This window comes from Gluconobacter sp. ESL1110 (genome assembly GCF_058107395.1).
On the sequence record NZ_JBYLUK010000009.1, the window covers coordinates 13,129 to 33,383 of the forward strand.

The 20,255-nt window shown below is 58.3% G+C and carries 25 protein-coding genes and 1 riboswitch; of the genes, 13 read left to right on the forward strand and 12 right to left on the reverse strand.

Annotation, left to right across the window (positions count from 1 at the left end):
• Positions 1 to 50: 50 nt before the first annotated feature.
• From AC3B6F_RS11910 to AC3B6F_RS11935, 6 genes are all read left to right on the forward strand, one after another.
• Positions 51 to 665, forward strand: a complete 615-nt coding sequence (locus tag AC3B6F_RS11910; protein ID WP_489824527.1) for a hypothetical protein — start codon at positions 51 to 53, stop codon at positions 663 to 665.
• A 55-nt stretch (positions 666 to 720) separates the two neighbouring features.
• Positions 721 to 1,110, forward strand: a complete 390-nt coding sequence (locus tag AC3B6F_RS11915; protein ID WP_489824528.1) for a hypothetical protein — start codon at positions 721 to 723, stop codon at positions 1,108 to 1,110.
• A gap of 255 nt (positions 1,111 to 1,365) precedes the next feature.
• Positions 1,366 to 1,542 carry a hypothetical protein gene (locus AC3B6F_RS11920; protein ID WP_156472135.1) on the forward strand — a complete coding sequence of 59 codons (177 nt, stop codon included), beginning with the start codon at positions 1,366 to 1,368 and terminating at the stop codon, positions 1,540 to 1,542.
• Positions 1,543 to 1,617: 75 nt separating this feature from the next.
• Positions 1,618 to 2,073, forward strand: a complete 456-nt coding sequence (locus tag AC3B6F_RS11925; RefSeq protein ID WP_415575208.1) for a DUF3085 domain-containing protein — start codon at positions 1,618 to 1,620, stop codon at positions 2,071 to 2,073.
• Between the two features lie 34 nt (positions 2,074 to 2,107).
• Entirely contained in the window at positions 2,108 to 2,356 is a 249-nt protein-coding gene (locus AC3B6F_RS11930) for a hypothetical protein (RefSeq protein ID WP_489824529.1), read from the forward strand.
• Between the two features lie 8 nt (positions 2,357 to 2,364).
• A complete protein-coding gene (locus AC3B6F_RS11935) occupies positions 2,365 to 2,886 on the forward strand; it encodes a hypothetical protein (RefSeq protein WP_489824530.1) in 522 nt (173 codons plus the stop codon).
• On the opposite strand, the gene AC3B6F_RS11940 is transcribed toward AC3B6F_RS11935, so the two are convergent.
• Positions 2,868 to 3,386, reverse strand: a complete 519-nt coding sequence (locus AC3B6F_RS11940; RefSeq protein ID WP_489824531.1) for a hypothetical protein — start codon at positions 3,384 to 3,386, stop codon at positions 2,868 to 2,870. The two genes, AC3B6F_RS11935 and AC3B6F_RS11940, sit on opposite strands and share 19 nt — an antisense overlap.
• A gap of 281 nt (positions 3,387 to 3,667) precedes the next feature.
• On the opposite strand from AC3B6F_RS11940, the gene AC3B6F_RS11945 reads away from it, so the two are divergent.
• The 7 genes from AC3B6F_RS11945 to AC3B6F_RS11975 all read left to right on the forward strand — a co-directional run bounded on the left by AC3B6F_RS11945 (position 3,668) and on the right by AC3B6F_RS11975 (position 9,507).
• Complete coding sequence (locus AC3B6F_RS11945; RefSeq protein ID WP_489824532.1) at positions 3,668 to 3,907, forward strand: hypothetical protein; 240 nt, start codon at positions 3,668 to 3,670, stop codon at positions 3,905 to 3,907.
• Between the two features lie 93 nt (positions 3,908 to 4,000).
• Complete coding sequence (locus tag AC3B6F_RS11950) at positions 4,001 to 4,246, forward strand: hypothetical protein (protein WP_489824533.1); 246 nt, start codon at positions 4,001 to 4,003, stop codon at positions 4,244 to 4,246.
• A 74-nt stretch (positions 4,247 to 4,320) separates the two neighbouring features.
• Complete coding sequence (locus AC3B6F_RS11955; RefSeq protein ID WP_489824534.1) at positions 4,321 to 5,154, forward strand: DNA/RNA non-specific endonuclease; 834 nt, start codon at positions 4,321 to 4,323, stop codon at positions 5,152 to 5,154.
• Complete coding sequence (locus tag AC3B6F_RS11960) at positions 5,151 to 5,513, forward strand: hypothetical protein (protein WP_489824535.1); 363 nt, start codon at positions 5,151 to 5,153, stop codon at positions 5,511 to 5,513. The genes AC3B6F_RS11955 and AC3B6F_RS11960 overlap by 4 nt, the downstream gene beginning before the upstream one ends.
• 314 nt (positions 5,514 to 5,827) lie before the next feature.
• A complete protein-coding gene (locus AC3B6F_RS11965) occupies positions 5,828 to 6,799 on the forward strand; it encodes a DUF3991 and toprim domain-containing protein (protein WP_489824536.1) in 972 nt (323 codons plus the stop codon).
• A gap of 10 nt (positions 6,800 to 6,809) precedes the next feature.
• Positions 6,810 to 7,493: a hypothetical protein gene (locus AC3B6F_RS11970; RefSeq protein ID WP_489824537.1), complete on the forward strand. Its 684-nt coding sequence runs from the start codon at positions 6,810 to 6,812 to the stop codon at positions 7,491 to 7,493.
• Positions 7,486 to 9,507 carry an ATP-dependent helicase gene (locus AC3B6F_RS11975; RefSeq protein ID WP_489824538.1) on the forward strand — a complete coding sequence of 674 codons (2,022 nt, stop codon included), beginning with the start codon at positions 7,486 to 7,488 and terminating at the stop codon, positions 9,505 to 9,507. Before AC3B6F_RS11970 ends, AC3B6F_RS11975 begins: the two co-directional genes overlap by 8 nt.
• 168 nt (positions 9,508 to 9,675) lie before the next feature.
• Here AC3B6F_RS11975 and arsH read toward each other — a convergent pair whose 3' ends face one another.
• From arsH to AC3B6F_RS12030, 11 genes are all read right to left on the reverse strand, one after another.
• Positions 9,676 to 10,398, reverse strand: coding sequence for an arsenical resistance protein ArsH (arsH, locus tag AC3B6F_RS11980; RefSeq protein WP_211591231.1), 723 nt, complete (start codon positions 10,396 to 10,398; stop codon positions 9,676 to 9,678).
• Complete coding sequence (locus AC3B6F_RS11985; RefSeq protein WP_211571841.1) at positions 10,395 to 10,934, reverse strand: GNAT family N-acetyltransferase; 540 nt, start codon at positions 10,932 to 10,934, stop codon at positions 10,395 to 10,397. Before AC3B6F_RS11985 ends, arsH begins: the two co-directional genes overlap by 4 nt.
• 21 nt (positions 10,935 to 10,955) lie before the next feature.
• The gene (locus tag AC3B6F_RS11990) at positions 10,956 to 12,269 is read right to left on the reverse strand and encodes an arsenic transporter (RefSeq protein ID WP_489824539.1); all 1,314 of its coding nucleotides are present in this window, start codon (positions 12,267 to 12,269) and stop codon (positions 10,956 to 10,958) included.
• Positions 12,270 to 12,359: 90 nt separating this feature from the next.
• The gene (gene arsC, locus AC3B6F_RS11995; protein WP_211591234.1) at positions 12,360 to 12,806 is read right to left on the reverse strand and encodes an arsenate reductase (glutaredoxin); all 447 of its coding nucleotides are present in this window, start codon (positions 12,804 to 12,806) and stop codon (positions 12,360 to 12,362) included.
• Positions 12,797 to 13,129 (reverse strand): ArsR/SmtB family transcription factor, encoded by a 333-nt coding sequence (locus AC3B6F_RS12000; RefSeq protein WP_211571844.1) that lies wholly within the window; start codon positions 13,127 to 13,129, stop codon positions 12,797 to 12,799. Before AC3B6F_RS12000 ends, arsC begins: the two co-directional genes overlap by 10 nt.
• A gap of 381 nt (positions 13,130 to 13,510) precedes the next feature.
• Positions 13,511 to 15,553 carry a TonB-dependent receptor gene (locus AC3B6F_RS12005; protein WP_489824540.1) on the reverse strand — a complete coding sequence of 681 codons (2,043 nt, stop codon included), beginning with the start codon at positions 15,551 to 15,553 and terminating at the stop codon, positions 13,511 to 13,513.
• 310 nt (positions 15,554 to 15,863) lie between these two features.
• Positions 15,864 to 16,070, reverse strand: a riboswitch (cobalamin riboswitch).
• An 80-nt stretch (positions 16,071 to 16,150) separates the two neighbouring features.
• Positions 16,151 to 17,059 (reverse strand): LysR family transcriptional regulator, encoded by a 909-nt coding sequence (locus AC3B6F_RS12010; protein ID WP_489824541.1) that lies wholly within the window; start codon positions 17,057 to 17,059, stop codon positions 16,151 to 16,153.
• 192 nt (positions 17,060 to 17,251) lie between these two features.
• Positions 17,252 to 18,280, reverse strand: coding sequence for a methionine synthase (locus AC3B6F_RS12015; RefSeq protein WP_489824542.1), 1,029 nt, complete (start codon positions 18,278 to 18,280; stop codon positions 17,252 to 17,254).
• Positions 18,281 to 18,307: 27 nt separating this feature from the next.
• A complete protein-coding gene (locus tag AC3B6F_RS12020) occupies positions 18,308 to 19,291 on the reverse strand; it encodes a DUF1852 domain-containing protein (RefSeq protein WP_489824543.1) in 984 nt (327 codons plus the stop codon).
• A 365-nt stretch (positions 19,292 to 19,656) separates the two neighbouring features.
• Positions 19,657 to 19,953, reverse strand: coding sequence for a helix-turn-helix domain-containing protein (locus tag AC3B6F_RS12025; protein ID WP_099287326.1), 297 nt, complete (start codon positions 19,951 to 19,953; stop codon positions 19,657 to 19,659).
• Positions 19,950 to 20,246 (reverse strand): type II toxin-antitoxin system RelE/ParE family toxin, encoded by a 297-nt coding sequence (locus AC3B6F_RS12030; protein ID WP_489824544.1) that lies wholly within the window; start codon positions 20,244 to 20,246, stop codon positions 19,950 to 19,952. The genes AC3B6F_RS12025 and AC3B6F_RS12030 overlap by 4 nt, the downstream gene beginning before the upstream one ends.
• Between the last annotated feature and the right edge of the window lie 9 nt (positions 20,247 to 20,255).

Genomic DNA, 20,255 nt, shown 5'->3' on the forward strand with positions numbered 1-20,255 from the left:
AGTTCTTCCAGGCCGCCGCGAGGCGGCCTTTGTCATATCCGGAGACCGACATGGCTTTCTTTACGCTCAGTGCTACGCCTGCCACCGCAAAACGTGAGGGATATTTCACCAGCACCAACATGGCGCTCCTGTCCCATCTCGGAGAGAGACGTGTCGTCGAAGCCACGTCCGTAGAGGGCCTCAAGCCGCTCATTCTGAGCTTTGGCCGCGACACTGCCCTTCAGCACGCTGGTCGGTCCTTCAAGATCATGGTCACGGTCAATCGTGGCAGCCGTAAGCCGCGTGGCTTCGACGCGGCTTACGATTCCGAGGCGCTTGGCACCTCCGAATGGCTGGAAACCACGATTGCAGACCCGGTTCCCCACGAGGGCACGGCAGGTGTGGCCTCATGGGGAACACGGTACACGCCATTCCGCATGGACGGTGCAGAGCCGCGCGAGGTCTCACTCACCGAGGCCGAACGCCTCTCTGACGACGGCCATCCTGGCTTCAAGGGATGGGTCGTGGAAGTCGCCGCCAGTCCCGAAACCAGAGGCGCGCCTGCGGCCGCTTTGAGTTGCGAGACCCGGGACGCTCTGGTGTCGCGCTATCGCGCCCACCAGCATCCTGCCCTGGCCGCCGCCGTCCTGGTTGCGGCCTCACAGGCGGACCAACTGGCGGCCTGAGGCCAATGCAGGGGAGCGGATGATGTCTCCCCTGCGAGATCTAACAGTTCAAAAGATGAGCGAGTTTTCCATGGTCGATGAAAGCCTTCTCCAGATCGAGACCTGCCTTCTGGATCGTCGCAAGGTCCATCTTGGCGTTGCACCGGATGGGCGTGTCTATCTGCGCGTGACGTCGTTCTGGCCGAAAGAGGCCGCCCAGCACTGGCACGGCCCCTATTCGGACCGGCAGGCGGCGGAGACGGATTTCCGAACCCGGACGCAGCCGCCACGCGTCACGCGCGCCCAGATCGCCGAGGCGAGCCGCCGCGGGGAGCATGGCACGGTCGAGGGTGTTCCCATGATCGTCCTGAGGCATCGCTGGACGGGCCACCTGACCCTGACGGCCTATCAGCTGGTGGATGAGGCCGGGCAGGAGAAATCCGCGCGCCAAAATGGACACATCTGAACCCCGTATCGTCACCCGCGCGAGCCGGGCGGAGGGAGAGCAGGAAGAAGAAAGAGGGAAAGAAGCAGAAGGAGAGAGGGGCAGCACAGGCTGTCTGCGCTGGCAAAGGGTGGGTCTCCACGCGTCCTCGCCCTGACGGGCTCCGGGTCGTGGAGATCCCGCCGTTGCGCGGCGCCTGTGCCATCACAGCCATCCTGTGCCTGTGCCGGAGAAGTCATCAGAGAAAAGAGATGACGGCAACAGGAGTGACCTTTCATGCAGATTTCCCAACAGACCCTTCAGGACATCAAGGACGTTGCCGGACTGGCCGGTGGGTTCTTCGGTTTTCTAGCCCTGGTCTTCGCCTTTACGTGCCTGCCGAGCTTTCTGGCTGGCCCGGTGCCCCATCACTATCTCGCCTCCGCGTCCCACACCGCCCATGGTCGGGGCTGAAGCCTCCACCTCTCCGAACGCCACACGCCCCGCCATCGTGCGGGGTTTTTCATTTCTGATCCGAGGAAATATCCCATGATCGTCACCTTCGACCGCGCGCTGATCGAGCGCCTTCTCGCCCATGCCGAGGCCGCGTCCGAGCGCCGTGCCACGCTGACGCAGCTCTTTGACAAGAGCCTGCGCAAGCCCGGGCACGGCGCGCGCGAATGGGGCCGTCAGGACGACGTCGATCCTGCAAAGATCCCTGCGGGTCTGTGGCTGGTTGGAGATCACGGGATCTACATGATGTCGAACGGGCTTCCCCTTCTGCCGTCCGATGACGGTCAGAAGCCCAATCTGTGCGCGTATGCACGCGAAGCGGACCCGGCACAGAACGCGGGCAGGGCTCATGACGTCAAACGCCAGGCTTTTGGCGGGGATGACGGATGCGAGTTCCTGGAGGCGACGCTTGTGCGGCAGGCCCTCGGCCAGGCGTCAGGCGACACACTGCGCATGACCATCACCCCGGAAACCCTAGAATTTCTGGCCTGACCGGCCGTCCTTGAAATCCTTCAGGAGAAGAAAAATGTCCGATGCTACGCCTGCCATGGTGTCTGCGGGTCCGCAGTCGCGCGACCAGATCTGGGCCTCGGCCGTGGCGGTGGCCGCTGACAGTGTGGAGCAGCTGAGACGCTGCGACGTCGATCGCGTCGTCTCCCTTGTGGACGCGGCGGATCGCACCGCACTGACGGGCTGGCTGATCGCGCGGCGGCCCGATCTTGCCGGCGCTGTCGCGCAGGCTCTGTCCGCGCTCGCGCAGGAGGCCACCGCATGAGCCTGCTGTTGCCACACCTGCGGCGCGTCCGCATTGAGGCCGAGGGCCTGACGGCCACCCAGTGGAGCTCACCGCAGGACAAGGCGAAACTGGCCAATGCAATCCTCGCCTTTGTTGCGAAAGGATTGCCGGAGGAGGGGTTCAGCAAGGCGCTGTACCAGCGCGTCAGCCAGATGTGGGGGTTTATCGCCTGCTTTAACCGGAACGGCTTTGCGGGCCGGTATTTCAGCTCGACGCAGGGGCGTCTCGCCTTCCTCGATCAGATCATCGCGCGTGGCGGGATCGGCGATCCCGCCTGGACCTGGTCCGACGTGGAAAGCCGGATCGCGGCTCTTCTGGTCGAGCATCAGGTACTGGACCTGTACCGCGCTGAACTGCGCCAGGAGACTGTCCGAGGCGAACAGGCGCTGTTACGCAGGCTGATCGACCGTCACGGCGTGCCGGCTGATCATGCCGGCCGCATCTCACTGGCTCCGGCGTTGGCTGCACCGCTGTCCCGGCAGCAGCCTGTTCAGATGGGTCTGCTCTGACACGTTGCGCTGTCCGTGACGGCGCAGGAGTCCGGATCGTCGATCAGTCCCTGAACGACCTCCCATCCGCCCAGAATATTCTGGGCCGTCTCCCAGGCGACGATCTCGGCGCTTAGCGCCTGCGCAAGATCGTCATAGATGCCGTCGCGCTGCGGATCTTCGATCTCGCGCCGCTCCGCCTGTTCCGTGAGGGACCGTGCGTCGGAAACCCGGGCCAGTGCCCGACCGACCAGAAGCGTCAGCCAGTCAGACGCCATGCGCTGACGACCCTCCCGCGTGTCGGGCAAGGGCGTGGCTCCGAAAATCTGTCGCGCCCTCTCGCGTCCGAACGCGCGGAGGCGCTCAACCTGTCGGGGCGGTGTCACGGCCCGGATTTCGGCAAGCGACCGCAACTGCGTCTCGGGCAGGATTGCGTCGGTGAGCGCGTCCAGGGTCGGCGCACGACGCCGCTCCTGGGGAAAGCGGATCACCGTGGCGGTCTGATCTGTCTGTGCACTCATCGGTGTCCTCCTGTCGTTGTGCGGTAAGCGTAAAGCGCGCCACAAATAAAAGTCAACAAAAACAATAAGATACCGGACTCATTCGGCCTTCCCGGATACCTCTGAGGGCAGAAAAGAGACGCGCGCGAAAGAGAAAGAAGAGGGAGGGAAGGGGCTCTCATGGGGCAGGCGTCGCAGCAAGGGTGCGTCGCTCCGCTCCCGGCGCACAGCGCCGCCCTTGCCACGCCGCCCGCCCCACGAGGCTGCCGATCGGGAACGAAATAAACCGAGAGAGGCAGAGCATGTCCAAGCGCAGGAAAACAGATCTGACAGCAGCCCGTAAAAAGGCAGAGGTCTTTGGGCCGGATACGGTTCTCTTCGCAGATCTTCAGATTGACGAGACGTTTTGCGTGGCCGGTGCGGAGTTGTCAGGCGTGTACCGCAAAGTGCGCCGCAATCATTACCGGCATAACGGAATGCTCTGTTTTGCGAGTGATGGCATGGCCGTAAAGCGCGCTCCCCTGCCTCGGACCGGGAACTGAGACCAGCTCTTCCGATCCTCTCCTTCCTCCACTGACATCAGGGCCGCAGCGCGGCCCGCATCCGGCAAAAAAATACAAGAAAGGAACCGCATCGTGCAGGTCCAGACCCTCACAGCTTCGTCCAGTTTTCTTCCCGCGCCTGAGGCGCCCATCTTTCACCGCGCCGTCTCGGCAGGCAAGACCATTGGCCGCGCACGGCGCTTTTACGCGGAAGCCGATCACCTGGTTGATGACGCGAATGACGATCGTCTCGGGGCGGCGTTACGCGCCGCACTGCGCCGTGACGCCAGCGCCGCCCATCGTTCGGCACAACGCACGCTTCTGAGTGTCTCCCATTGACAGCCCTGATCCTTCACTCACAACAGGCCGTGTCATCCTGGCATGCACACCACAGGCATCCGGGAGGAAAGGGAATGGCGATGCGACACCATAGAGCGGGGCTTGCCCTGAGCGCCCTGTTCTGGGCCACCGCAAGTCAGGCGGCACCGGCCGGGTGCGCCGAGTTTGGCGGAGACGGCCAGCTTCCGGTTCTGACCAGCGAGGCGCTTGGGCAGCAGACCGTGCTTCTGTGCAATGACGCCTTTGCTGTCCTGCATTCGGGGATCAGTCATGGCCCCCTGTGGACGGCAGAGCATCTGACCGAAGAAGACCTGGAACGCAGCATGCAGATCGGCCGGGTCGTCCGGTTCTTTCATGCCGATCCCCGTCTTTCCTTTGAGGACCGGGCCGAGCTGAGCGATTACCGCGCGTCGGATTATGACCGCGGCCACATGGCTTGTTCGGGGGACGAACCCAGTCTTCAGGCTCAGGAGCAGAGTTTTTCGCTCGCCAATGTGGTTCCCCAGACCCCGGAACTGAATGAAGGCATCTGGACGGGCGTGGAAATGGCAGTGCGTCGTCTCGCACAGCGCGAAGGCGAGCTTTACGTCGTGACCGGTCCGGCATTCGGAGCGTCGGTCAAGACCATCGGATCGCATCGGGTTTTTGTGCCCTCTGCGACCTGGAAGGCTGTTTACGATCCCGCCGAGGACGAAGCAGGCGCATATTTCTGTCAAAATAGCAGTCAGCCAACCTGTACGATCATCAGCATCGGCGCGTTGACCCAGGCGACGGGGGTAAACCCCTTTCCATCCCTGCCTGATGAGATCCGTCAGACGGCCATGAAGCTGCCTCGCCCCCTGAAAAGTCCTTATGCTGTTCGCATCCGTCCTGCTTCCGGAAGCCCTGTGCTGGAGACCACACCATGAGTTTTATTCCTTTCCTGGACGCAGGCGAAAGTGTTCGGATCGATGACCTGACGATTGAGAACGGCACTGAGCGGATCGCCCTGTACGGACGCCTCGAAATTCGAAGGGACCGGATCGGCCTGCAGGATATTCAGGCCCTGAAGGCTCAGATCGACGCCATTGCGCGCGAGCTTGAAGGATCGGCCCATCTTCCGGATCGCGCACGCGTTGCTCGAGAGGACAGCGTGATTCCAAACCCTTTTGCGGACCGGGACTGTCCTGAAGGTGTGGAGTGCCACAAGCCTCACTCCGGACAAGACGACCTTCCACCCCAGCTTCCTCCGCGCCCTTCGGTTGCTCCGTGCAGCCGCGTCCCCTGAGAAGGCATCGTGTCCTGCGCTGCGTTTGTGACGGACCTGAAAGTGTCGGGACGAAAGGCGTCGCTGCGCTTGCTTTCGCCCCTTTTGCCTCCGGCACGGGTCGAACGAAAGGCTTTTTAAGTATTCGTTAAGTTCGTGGCGATGATGTTTGTATATGGGCAAGTCACGGCAAATAAAAACCGATTAAACCCGCAGTAAACCGCCGTTTTTCCTTGCAATACTTACGGATCTTTCCTAAATTAAACCCAGATCACAGGGGCGTTGAGGCCGGTTCTGACCGTTGCGCCGCCCCGAAGCGAGAAAGGATGACGATCATGGCACGCTTTGAGCCGTTCAGACTGTCTGATGACGACCGGACCGACATTGTCAAAGGCGTCTCCTGTGCTCTGCTGCTTGAGCGCCATGGCTATCTTCTCGACAAGCCCGAAAGCACGCGGAACGCTCTGAAATACCGTGCGGGCAAGGGTGAGACGATTATCGTCAACCATGAAGGCCGTGGCTGGTGGGATACGGGATCGGATGAAAAGGGGGATGTGTTCTCCCTGATCCAGCGCCTGACGCCCGGTCTGAAGTTTCGCGATGCCTGCCGTGAGCTGGGTCAGCTGGTGGGCATTGAACCGAAGGGGGCAGAATACGTCCGCGAGCGTCAGGCCAAAACGCCAGACGTTGCTCCGGCCGAGCGCTGGCAGGCCAGGAAGGAGCTCAAATCCGGCACGAAGGTCTGGGCCTATCTCACCGAGGAGCGCTGCCTTCCGGAATGGGTTCTGCGTCGGGCCATCATGACCGGCTGCATCCGGGACGGCTATCACGCCGCCTGGTTCTGCCACCGGGATGCCGCGGGAGCGGTCTGCGGTGCGGAACTGCGCGGTCCGGACACCAAGGGCATCTGTCTGTCGGGTACGGTCAAAACGCTTTTCCGGTTCCAGCCCGGCCTTGGCCGCACGGTCCGTCGGCTGGTGGTGAGTGAGTCCGCCATTGATGCCCTGTCCTACGCCGCCCTCGACAGCGAGCGCACCCGCGAAACCCTGTACTGCTCGACCGCAGGTGGCATGGGGCCGGAGACGGTCGAAGCCCTCACGGCCGAGCTGGCTGAAATGGCAAAAGATCCGGCTGCCGTTCTGGTGGCCGCAACCGATCATGATGACGCCGGCAACCGCTATGCCGCGCGCCTTGCAGAGCTGGGCCGCGAAGCCGGTGTCCGCGTGATCCGCCGTATTCCCCACGGTGGCTGCAAAGATTTCAACGACGCCCTGAAGACTGTTGTGGCCGCCGCCCGCGCCGCCTGAGGAGAGACTGATGACGAATGACAAGGCACGACGGGACATGGAGGCTCTGTTTCCCGGACATGAGAAGAACGACGCCCTGAGAGCGGCCTTTCTGGCGCACCCGGATGCGGCCCATTATCTGCGCCTGATGCCAGACCTCGGATGTCGTATTCCCTGGGCTCTGGTGGCGTATGGTCCTCAGACGGAGCGGCGTCAGGGTCTCGTGGTTGGCGGACGCTGGAGTGCGGCAGGCTGGGATCTCTCCGGACGCATCGTCCTGTTTGTTCAGTCTCCGACCGGAGACAGTGGGTTCCTGACCTGCCGGGCGGGGGAGCAGCAGCTTGTCCTGATTGGCACCGTTCCCGGAAGCACGCCTCATCCTGACCGTCCGGATGCCGTCACACTTCTGGGACATGTCGCAGAACTGACCGCCGCCTGGCATGCCGATGCCGAGACAACCCGCGTGTGGCATACCTGGGCCCTGCTGCACAATCAGCCGCCTTTCCCGCAGACCTACGCCGAGATCGCGTTCGGCGGTGACGTGCTGCGCGGTCTCGTGGTCGGGGGGACGGTTCTGGCGGACGGGACATGGGACTTCGGGCAGGAGTTTGACCTGATGGTGGAGCCGGACGTCATCCTCAGCCTTGATGGCCGCCGTGCGACGCGGTGCGATGTTCTTCATGGCACCCGGGAGCAGGGACGTGGTCGTGGATAATCATCTCTCAGGATTGACCCCCTCCCAGGCAGACGCCGCGCGTCAGACAGGACCGGTTGTTGTTCTGGCGGGTGCCGGGACCGGAAAGACCAAGACGCTTGTGGCCGGTATTGTCGACCGCGTCGTCAAACGCCGGATGTCGCCCGATCGCATTCTGGCCGTGACCTTTACCAACAAGGCGGCCGGGGAGATGAAGACGCGGATCGCAGCGGCCCTGAACATCGCGCAGGCCCCGTACTGGGTGGGCACCTTCCATGCGCACGGACGCCGTCAGTTGCGGACCGATCCTGACATTGCCGGGCTGCGTCCGGGCTTCGACGTCTGTGACAGCGAAGACAGCACGAAGATCGTGCGCAGACTTCTGGAAAAGGCGATTGAAGCAGGCGTCATGAATGCCGATGACGGAGAGACGTTTCGCAAGCGTGTGAAATCCGTCAGCTCGCGCATCGCCATGCTCAAGGAAAACATGGTGCTTCCCCCGGATGCCGTGGCCTGGGTCGAGGGACGGATTGCGACGGATGCCATCACCGAAGGCGATGACATCATGGTCTGGCGGGATGCGGCCGTGCTCTATCCTGCGTATCAGGCGATGCTGCGCGAAAGCAATCGCGCGGATTTTGCAGACCTGCTGCTGTGGCCTACCGTGACCATGCTCCGCGACGAACGCTACAGACGGGACTGGGCGGATCGGTTTGACTGCGTGCTGGCCGATGAGTTCCAGGACGTCAATCGCCTCCAGTTTCTTTGGCTGAAATGCCTGTCCAAAGACCACAACGAGCTCTTCGTTGTCGGCGACGATGCGCAGTCGATTTACGGCTGGCGTGGGGCCAATGTCCGGATTATCCGAAGCTTTCTCAAGGAGTTTCCGACCGGACGCATGATTGCCCTGGAGCAGAACTTCCGCTCGACCGGTCATATCCTGTCAGCGGCCAACGCAGTCATTTCTCACGACACCAACCGGCTGGAGAAAACACTGTATACCGCGTCCGGAGATGGGGAGCCAGTGGATATTCTGCGGCATACCGGCAGTCAGGACGAGGCCTCCGGGATTGCTGCCGAGATCGGACGTCGTGCCCTGGAAGGCGTGCCTTACGAGGAGATGGCGGTGCTCTATCGCTTCAACCATCTCTCCCGGCTGCTGGAAGAGTCTCTGCTGCGCGCAAGGATCCCTTACGAGCTGGTCAATGATACCGCCTTCTGGCAGCGCGGCGTGGTCAAGGACGCGCTGGCCTTCCTGCGTCTGACATGTTTTCCGTATGAGCGGCAGTCAGACGAGGCCTTCCGTCGGATCGTCAATCAGCCCGCCCGGGGGATCGGGGCCAAAGCCATGGCGACATTCGAGCAGGTCGCGGATGACGAGGCGATCTCGCTGTACGAGGCAGCGGAGCGCACGGTGCAGGGGCGCACTGGCAAAGCTGCTGACAAGCTGCGCGGCTTCCTGGACGTGATCCTGAAAGGTGCCCGCAGTGACGAGCCCAGTCTGGGAGAGCGTCTGAGGGTTCTCGTAGAAGAGAGCGGGTATCTCGCGATGCACCAGGCGGCCGGGGAAGACGGACGCACGGCGCTGGAAAACCTGCACGAGCTTCTGTCACTCGCAAATGAGTTCAGCTCGGTAGAGGAACTGTTTGACCATGCGGCCCTTGGTTCGGAAAGCTGCGACGATGACAGTGTCGGTCGGGTCAAGCTGATGACCATCCATGGCTCAAAGGGCCTGGAGTTCGGGCATGTCTTTCTGATCGGCTGGGAAGATACGCTGTTTCCGTCGCGCACGAACATCGACCCGGCTGAAGAACGCCGACTGGCCTATGTCGCACTCACCCGCGGCCGCCAGCGCGTCAGTGTGTCCTGGTGCGAGTTTCGTCGGGGCGAGCAGGCCAATCCGAGCTGCTTCATCGACGAGATCCCGCTCCAGGCGCGGCGGGATGGTTGGGGGCGCAATCTCAGGCGCCGTCCCGCGTTCCAACGGGGAACGGTTTTCAATCGGCAGGCCCAGAGAGAGGCGATGGGGTTCTGACCACTCACGTGCTGCGACTGACTTGGGGGGAAAGCGGTCCGGCCGCTTTGGAGCGCCCGGACAATATTTCCAGCCGTTCGCTCGACAAGCTGTGACAGCTACGCCCCCCCATTGCCGAAATTAAGAGCTGTCGCTTGGCTTCTCTGAAGCGGACATCGAATGTAGTGCTCACATCTGGGCGGGCAGCACAGACGCCGCCTTGCGCTCGCTATATCTGTCCACGAGATATTCAGCCCTATCGCGCAACAGCCAGGTGAGGCGCACCAACTCCTCCATGACATCAACCACGCGGTCGTAGAGGGGGCCGGGGAGCATCCTCCCTTCGTCGTCAAACTGCTTATAGGCCATGGGGACGCTAGATTGATTGGGGATGGTGAACATCCTCATCCACCGGCCAAGAAGACGCAGCGTATTGACCGCGTTGAAGCTCTGGGAGCCGCCCGACACCTGCATCACCGCCAATGTGCGCCCTTGGGTCGGACGGAGCGATCCGACCTCGAGCGGCAGCCAGTCGATCTGGTTCTTGAAGACACTCGTGATGGCACCGTGCCGCTCGGGGCTGCACCAGACCTGCCCCTCAGACCAAAGCGACAGTTCTCGTAACTCGACGACCTTGGGATGCGTGGCTGGCACGCTGTCGGTGACTGGCAAATCGCGCGGATCAAAGATTCTGGTATCGGCACCCATAGCCTGAAGCAGACGCGCGGCCTCCTCGGTCAGCAGCCGGCTGAACGAACGCTCGCGAAGCGAGCCATAAAGCAGCAGGATGCGCGGTGCATGTGTCGCCCGTTCGCCCGGTTCCAGCCTGTTCAGATCGAGCGGTTGCACGATCCGCGCATCGGCCTGCGGGCACCCTTCAAGGGTGATTGATTCTTGCACGCCGGCTGTCATGCCACGGGCTCCTTCTCTGGTGCGTTGCGGTCACCGCCGCCCAGTGGGGCCTGCAAGTAGACTGTATCGAGCCACTGTCCGAACTTGCGCCCGACGGCCCGCATGCAACCGGCATGTTCAAATCCTAGCTGTGCGTGGAGCGCAACCGAGCTCGGTTCTCCTCCTCCCACGACCGCGATCATCTGGCGAAATCCCGATGCTTGTGCCTCGACAAGAAGCTCCGCCAGAAGTGCTTTACCGACGCCTTGCCTGAGATGGTTGTGATGAACGTAGATCGAGTTCTCGCACGCGAAGCTGTAGGCGGGGCGATCGCGAAATTGAGTTGCATATGCATAACCGACCACCTGGCTATCTTTTATCGCGATCAGAAACGGCCATTGGCGCGAGTGAACGGATTGGATCTTCTGGATTGTCTCAGCAAGCGTGCGAGGTTCGTAATCGAAACTCGCCGTGCCGTGCCGAACATGATGACCATAAATGTCAGTGATGGCCTCTGCGTCGTCGATCGTGGCGGGACGGATTTCCAAGGTAGGCATGGTCAAAGTCCTTCTGAACAATCAAGACGCGCCAAGGCGGGGAAGCCACAGGGCCAGCGCCGTCAGAGTAAGCAGCAACACAGGTGGCGTTATTAACAGTCCGACCCGCATATATTGCCCCCAAGAGATGCGGATGCCTTTGGTGGCGAGGACGTGCAGCCAGAGCAAGGTCGCAAGACTTCCGATCGGCGTGAATTTCGGCCCGAGATCACAGCCGATGATGTTGGCGTAAGCCATGAGGTCACGCGTGCCCGCCGGCAACCGCTGCGCCTGGTCGATAGACAGGGCTCCGATCAGGACACCCGGCATGTTGTTCATGATCGACGACAGGATGGCCGCCCCAAATCCGGTCGCGACAGCGGCAGGCCAAGCACCGTATGCGGCGAGTTCGGTCAATGCCGAAGCGAGATAGCCCGTCAGGCCCGCATTACGAAGACCGTAGACCACAAGATACATGCCAAGACTGAAGACGACGATCTGCCAGGGCGCACCACGAAGTACTTTGGACAGCGAGATGACATGACCACGACCATCGCGATGCCACCGCCCTGCGATCGCCAACAGTACCAGCGCTGCGGTGGCGGTGACCGCCGACACAGGGATCCCGAACGTCGGCAGGAGGAAGTAGGCTCCAAGAAGGACGCCCAGCAACGGGAATGCCGCGCGGAACACTGCGTGGTCACGGATGACCGACGCGGGGGATTCCAAGGTGGTTACGTCGTATTCACAAGGCACGATCCGGCCAAAGGTGAGCCACAGCACGGCGAGCGTGGCACCGAGAGAGACAAGATCCACTGGCACCATGACGCTCGCGTAGTGACCGAAATGGATGCCGAAGAAGTTCGCACTCACAATGTTGACGAGGTTGGAGATCACCAGCGGCAGGCTCGTCGTGTCGGCGACGAAGCCTGTGCCCACGATGAATGCAAGCGCCGCTGCGGGCGGAAAATCGAGCCGGGCGAGAATGGCAACGACGATCGGCGTCAGCAGCAGGGCCGCACCGTCATTAGCGAACACTGCGGCGATCACGCCACCCAGCATCACGATGAGCGGGAATAATCTGCGGCCGTTGCCACCGCCCCATCGAGCGACATGCAGCGCAGTCCAATGAAAAAATCCCGCCTCGTCGAGCAGCAGCGAAATAATGATGAGGGCGACGAAGGTGAAGGTCGCGTCCCAGACGATGGGCCAAACCGTTGGGATGTCGTGCAAGTGGATGACGCCGAGCGCGAGCGCCACTGCTGCACCTCCCATGGCACTCCACCCGATGCTGAGCCCGCGCGGCTGCCAAATGACGAAGACGAGGGTGACGAGGAAAATGGCGAAAGCCAGCATTTGGAATCTCAGTTCTGCGCGTGCCGCCGCAGGCGCGAATGATCGCGCCGAGCGGAATGCGTCTCAGGAAAGGGCGGCCCTTCCGGCCGATCAGATCACGCGATGACCCTGGGCATCGATGACCCGTTCGCCGTCTTCCTTAGTGAAGGCGCCGCCCTGAGGTGTCGGAAGAATGTCGAGTACCGCCTCCGACGGGCGACATAGCTTCACGCCGAGGGGTGTCACAACGAGCGGCCGGTTGATCAGGATCGGATGCGCCATCATCGCATCCACCAACTGTCCATCCGACAGCGATGGATCTTCGAGACCCAAATCTGCAAGTGGCGTGCCTTTTTCGCGTAAAAGCTGCTTCGGCGTGAGACCGGCGCGGACGATGAGCTGCAGCAGCAACGAACGTGCCGGCGGTGTCTTCAGATACTCGACGATGTGCGGTTCAATACCTGCATTACGGATCATCGCCAGCGTATTGCGCGATGTGCCGCATTCCGGGTTGTGGTAGATCACGACATCGACCGGATGGTCTTCGCTCAACAGCATGGCATCAGTTCCGCAATCAGTGGGGCAGACAACTCTTTGCGTCCCGCGCAGCAGTCTTTGACGAGAAATAATGTAAGCTCGCGCAGGGTATCGAGGTTAGCGCGATAGACAATCAGGCGGCTCTGGCGTTCCGATTTCACAAGTCCGGCGCGGGCAAGGGACGTCAAGTGCACAGACATGGTGTTCTGCGGCACGTTGAGCCGGCGGGCGATTTCACCCGCAGGCAGACCGTCCGGCTCGTGGCGCACGAGCAGGCGGAAAGCATCGAGGCGCGTGTCCTGCGCGAGCGACCCCAGAGAGGCAATGGCGTCGATTTTTTCCATATATCCAGAATGACGGATATAAAGATCGAACGCAATCGCTTTTTGATCGAATTATTAGTCCGCTTTTCCAGCGAGACATCCGACAGCAGACACTCCGGTATCTGACAAACTGAGCCACAAGACACCGTGCTGCTGATGTCCGCTGTCGGGAAAGCTATTCGTTCGCGTGTATGGCCGACATGAGGCGGAATCAGCCTGTCTGCTTGTCACGCGCTAAGCGGACTTACCAGTTTCGCCTACATCCCAGACATTTTCTCCGCAGGTAAACTATTCCGCAAGCAGACGTCGCGCGAGCATACGGAATCACTGGAAACTATTCGTAAGCGCCTACGATCATGCATGGGAGCGGAGTAAATGATCTTGATTACAAAAACTCGCAAATCAAAAACCGTACTGCACCGAAAATCGTGCGGAGATTGGCTCCAGAGGGTGACCCGTCGCTCCGGATTGTATCGCTGAAGTAGGTGTCAGCCGATAATCATAGGCATATTGCGCGGCGTAGGCGTGTGTGTTGAAGGTATTAAAAATGCTTGCTTCCAGTTTGAGGGTTTTTGTGAATCGATACCCGATGTTCAGATTAACTTCCTGATACCCTTTCGAACGCAGGCTGTTATCTTCAACCAGTGGATAGCCACCAAGCCATCGAACCTGCAGGCCACCATACCAAGGCCCACGATCCGCAATAATACCGAAAGACCACACAAAGCTGGGCGCATTCGTTACATAAGGACCGTCAATTCCGTAATCGGCCAGGTTTTTTGCCTGATAGCGTGCCTTCGCAATAGACAGGTCAGTATTGAACTCAAGCCAGGTAAACGGATTGTATTGCGCGGAAAATTCAACCCCTTGTCGCCGGCTGGCTGGACCGGGGGACGTCACACCCGCATCTCCGTCGTAACTGAGTTCAGAGTCGAAATCGATGATGAAGGCTGCCGCCTGCACATTCAGATGACGGAGCGGTGTTGTTCTCACTCCGACTTCTCCACTGACAGCAGATGTCATGAGCGGCACCTTGACCGAGCCCTTGGTAAACTCATCCGAAGCATAGGATCCGGACACGGACCGGAAGTCATTGGAATGAAAACCCCGTCCTCCGCTCAGATAAAACTCGGTTTTCTTCCATGGACCAAAAATCAGGCTTCCCTTGGGCTGAAAAAGCCACTGGTGTTTTCGCGTCAGACTGCCATCCACCAGATTACTGTCCGTGCCGCCCTGATAATCTTCACGCAGACCAATGACCATCCTGAACCACGGCAGCCAATGCGTCGTGTTCTGGATGAACAGGCCTGCCGAACCCAGATTGATGTCATCGGCATTACAGAGATAGGGAGCCGTTGCTTCCAGACTGGACGGACAGGATGACAGTGTCACGCGTTGCCGCGTATGTCGCCGATCCACATAGAGAAAGTCATACCGGCCCTGTACACCAATCTGCGTGTCTGTCCTTACCCGTCCGATCCGATCCTGCCGGGAGTAAACGCTGCTGCCACCAACGGTTGTGCGGTTTTCATCCTGCTGCTGCTGATCGCCATTCACCGGATCATCCAGATAATGTGTGAAATTATTCCACAATGTCAGACGGTCATGCGAGACAAACGCGCTCGTCACCCATTTCCAGGCGTCATCGGCCAGACGATAATGACCCGACAGGCTATATCTTTCTGAAAACCCTCCATCCGTCGGATCAAGAGAACCATATCGACTGATCAGCCCTTCACTATAGGCGGCTAAAGGCTGATCGTTCGTGGCGCGCCATTGCCCACGATAAAACATGCCCGTGACATCAAAGCCGTTGAGTGTATCGCCATGCGTATAATGAGTGGCCGCCTTAATGCTTCTGGCATTGTCAGGATATTTCCATGGCCCATCCGTATGAGAGAGACTGAAAGCGTTGATCCAGCGATCGCCATTCGCAAGATGCGTTGTTCCTCCCAAATAGGCGCGATAATCTCCCAGTGTCCCGGCACTCAGGGCAAGCTGTCGAGGCACATCATCCGCGAGCTTCATATGATCTGACCCAGCGACGCCGAAATCCCCTACATCCGCATGGAATGGTCCTTTGGTATAATCCACGCCTGACAGCAGTTCGGGAATGAGGAAGTTGAGGTCTGTATAACCCTGACCATGCGCATTGCTGACGCCGTTGATTGGCATGTCATCAACGAAGGTGGCGAGATCCGTACCATGATCGAGGTTGAAGCCACGCAGAAGGAACTGGTTGGCTTTTCCTTCTCCGGAATGAGACGTTACCACCAGGCCCGGAACAGCTTCCAATATCTGCCCTACGCGGTAAGCCGGACGGAGTTGGATCTCCCGGGCGGTAATGGATCCTTCGCTCGCCGTCTCCGCTCTCCCCAGAAGGTTTCTGCGGGAAGCCGTGACGTTAATCTGTTCAGGCGCAGCCGTCAGAGGCCGGGTGGACACAGGTTTCGGGTCGCTCGTCTTCTCGCTTTTTTTAACTGACGAGGCTTCTGGGGCTGTCGCAAGTGCAGCGTCTGGAACGAGGGAGACGCTGGCCAGAACGCACGAGAGACATAGTCGAGAAATGGGTGAACGCGCGTAGGACACCAGCATTCGAAAATGAAACAGATTTCCTGGTCCATTTTTCGTCTTTGAAAACAGTACAGTCATATGAGCCCTGCTCATTATGACAGGAGCAGGACAAGTGCCTGCACGCCCGATTTTTCAGAGAAAACCAGAATGCCAGACACTGCCGTCCCGGACACCCCGCCGGTGGTTGAAAACACGCATGGCAGGTCTCCTGACTCATGGGTCAACGCAGCCAATCTGTCTTCCCGGAGAGGGGTCTCTCCAGTGACATACAGGCGATTGGCAACTCGCCATTTACAGTTGCGGGGGCAGCGTCGGCATCACACCGACTTCCCTCTTAGCTCCATTCCACCTGCTGGCAGAACAAAGAACCATACGAAAATACCAAAACTGTAACGACCTTGTCGTGTCAATCCTGATATTGAATATTGGAACTTTTAAAGCTTCCGAATACTCTTCTCCCGAAATAGATCAAGCCTCTATGGTACGATTTTTCGAAATCGCAGCAAATTCTATAAAATGCCTAAGGTAATGAATGTCGTCGTCTGCTTCACGACGGCCGAGAAAGATTTGCTTCGCAATCCCGTTTTTACCCAGCCTAATCGCATGAAGGCCATAACGGGACGCATGTTCTTCTACCAGCCAGCGAGGGAGAGCTGTAACACCTCGACCGTGTGCAACCATAACCAGCATAATATCGGTCGTTTCAATCTGCTTCTGCTGACGGGGCGCGACACCCGCGGGCTGCAGAAACTGCGTGTAGATATCCAAACGCTCCGAAGGCACAGGATAGGTAATCAGTGTTTCCCCGGACAACTGCTCAGGCGTAATTGACGTCGCACCGTAAAGTCTGTGACCGCGGCCGACGACAAGCACAAGTTCGTAATCAAACACTGGCGTGAAAGTAAGACCCGGTTTGTAAAGCGGGTCCGGGGTCACAAGAATATCGATCTCGCTGCTCAGTAAGGCTCCGATCCCACCAAACTGAAATTTCTGCCGGACGTCGACATCCACCTTAGGCCATCTCTCAAGATAGGGCGAGACGACGTTCAGGAGCCACTGGTAACAGGGATGGCACTCCATTCCGATGCGCAATATGCCTCGTTCGCCATTGGCGAACTGCTCCAGTCTTTCTTCTGCAAGAGAAAACTGCGGAAGAAGACGATTTGCCAGGGCCAGAAGCCATTGTCCTGCCTGTGTCAGAACCAGAGAACGCCCCTCACGGCGCCAGATCTTTACACCAAGCTGGACTTCAATCTTGCGAACAGCATGGCTGAGAGCGGGCTGTGTCAGGTTTAACCGAACCCCCGCCGCTGTCAGGGACCCTTCCTGTGCAACAGCCTGCACGATCATCAGGTGGTTACGTTCCAGAATAGCCATATGTCCCGATCCATGATTCGGTTTTATTTAATCATGGATTGATATCATTTCTCTTCATAAGACAAAACTCTCTGCCAGAGAGTTGCGCCTACATCCGGGGCGATCTGGAAGCATTTGGCTGAGCAGAGAGACCGCAGGTCTTTGCCCAGCCATTCGTTATCTCAGATCATCAGGCCGCAGAGGCTGTACCCATTAGATCGAGAGTTCGTTGCGCAGAATATCGGCTCCGGCGCCGAGAGCATTCAGCTTTGCCCTGGCGACATGACGGGGCAAAGGCGCCATACCACAATTGGTGGAAGGATAGAGCTTATCCGCATCCACAAACTGCAGAGCCTTGCGAAGCGTATTGGCCACGTCTTCAGGGGTTTCAATGATGTTGGTCGCCACATCAATCGCCCCGATCATGACCTTTTTACCCCGGATCAGTTCGATCAGATCCATCGGAACACGCGAGTTCTGACACTCCAGAGAGACCAGATCGAGAGTGGATTTCTGCAACTTCGGGAAAATTTCCTCATACTGCCGCCACTCGGCACCCAGACTGTTTTTCCAGTCGATATTGGCCTTGATGCCATACCCGTAGCAGATGTGAACTGCTGTTTCGCATTTGAGCCCTTCGACGGCTCGTTCCAAAGCCGCAACTCCCCAGTCATTGACTTCGTCGAAGAAGACATTGAATGCCGGTTCATCGAACTGGATGATGTCAACCCCGGCTGCCTCCAGTTCTCTGGCTTCCTGATTGAGAATGCTGGCGAATTCCCAGGCCAGCTTCTCTCGGCTTCTGTAATGGCCGTCATGAAGCGTATCGATCATGGTCATTGGCCCCGGGAGGGTCCACTTGATCGGCTTTTTCGTCAGCGTTCTGAGAAACTTCGCATCTTCAACAAAGACTGGTTTTTCACGCCCCACAGCGCCGACGACAGAAGGCACACTCGCCTCATACCGGTTACGGATCTTGACCGTCTGGCGGTTTTCGAAATCAACGCCGCTCAGATGCTCGATAAATGTCGTCACGAAGTGCTGGCGGGTCTGTTCACCGTCACTGACGATATCAATCCCGGCACGGCTCTGATCGTCAAGTGTCAGGCGCAGTGCGTCCTGCTTGCCTTCGATCAGTTCCTCGCCCTGTAGTTTCCAGGGGGACCAGAGCGTCTCGGGTTTTGCAAGCCAGGAGGGCTTGGGCAGGCTGCCAACAGTAGACGTCGGGAAGAGTTTTGTCATGATAACGACCTTATCGATTTCCGGAGTTCAGACTGAAGACTGGGCAGCCCACTGCTCAAGAGTGTCCCGATTTGGGTTGATGAAGTTTTCTTCGATGAACTTTCCCTGTTCAGTCGCAAGTCTGTTGCGTTCTTCCCGGTCATAGACAATCTGGGTTGTCGAATAGTCCTGGTTCGTCAGACTGGGCTGATAGCAAGAGGATGCCGGAGAATTGGCATTGTAGATTTCCGGTCGATAGACCTTCTGAAAGCATTCCATCGTACTGATGGTGCTAATGAGCTCTAGATTGGAATAATCGGCCAGAAGATCCCCGAAGAAATAGAATGCCAAAGGCGCCGAACTGTGGGCAGGCATGAAATATCTGACCTTCATGCCCATTTTTTCAAAATACTGATCCGTGAGAGAATATTCTCTCTGCTCATACTCATACCCGAGAATAGGATGGAGGTTTCCGGTCTTATGGTACGTTCTGTTATTTGAAACGCTCAGGCAAACAACCGGCATTTTCCTGAAATTAGTCTTGTATTCATCAGAGCCAACAAAAGATCTGAACATTTTCCCATGCAGAACACCGAAACGTTCCGGAACTGCAAACTCTGCAAGTCCCTGATTATGGTTTTTCAGAAGAATGCTGAAATCATAGTCCCGAACATACGAAGAGAAATTATTCCCAACTATGCCTGGAATGCGCTCTTTACTGACGCTGTCAACAATGGACGTGCTCAGGATTTCAATGAGTGGGAACGACTGTTGGTCTCCGTTGCGACTCATCGTCGTCTCGACCGATATGATATCAATTTCAACAGAATACCGGCTTGCCGAGGGATTGTCCCAAGACGCCAAAGCATTGAAACGGTTATCGATCATTTTCAGAACGTTCTGCAGGTTCTTCTGCCGATAACTGCCTCTTGCCAGATTGGCAAAATTGGTCGTGAGGCGCGTATCATTTGAGGGACAGTAAGCCTCGTCAAACCGTGTTTTTTTTATACTGAAAGTAAACTCTACAGACATATTCGGTTCGACCTTGCGATGCGAGAAATCCCCATATTTTCCTGAGAATTCACTCGAATTTACGCTGGCACAGCAGACAGCTTTCCGCTGTTCACTGTGAGTAATTGTGGGGACCGATATGCACGGTATGATCAGTGAAAAAAAATGATTTTATTTCATAATTTCATGAAATTCTCTTATGAACAGGTAGATGTGAATCAGGGAATAACGGGAGGCCCAAACAGTTCCTGAATGAAGCAGCATAATCTGAAGCGCATTAGAATTTCTTTTGCGTGTCAGCTAATCAGCGTTTTAATCCGATAGCCGACCTTCCGCTTTCCCCCCATAGCGGCCATTTTAATAAGCGTATCGGGACTTATGTTTTCTCAGCGAGCCGCGGAAAGCAGATCACTCACCAACGACGGCCGCTTCTCCAACATCGCCAGCAAAACCTGGGCTGGTCCGGTTGGCTGACGACGGCCATGCTCCCAGTTCAGAAGGGTCCCCTTGGCGACCCCGATACTTCTGGCAAACTGTGCCTGAGAGAGTCCGGTCCGGGTTCTGATGGCCGCTACGTCAACCGACGGAACGCGGACCTGGTGGGTCACGCTGTCCTCGACCGGAGCTTCCGCATAGGCGAGAGCCTCATTCAGCCCCTGCAGAATGCTGTCATAAGCGCTCATGATGGTTCTCCGTATTTCGCAACAAGCGTCTTGCTCAAGTCTACCAGGGCGGCCTGTTCAGATCGCGTCAGATTGTCTTTCTCGTTTTTGGCAAAAACGGTCAGCAGGAACAGAGGCATCTGTCTTCCGCCAAAAACGTAGAGAGTTCTGTACCCTCCCCTCTTCCCACCACCCTCGCGGGAAAAGCGGACCTTTCGCAGACCGCCACCTAAAGAAATGCCAGAATCTGACATCAAGGCTTTTGCCCGCTTTATGAATTCAGGCAGTTCGACAACGGTCTGTAGCTTTGACATCACAAAAAT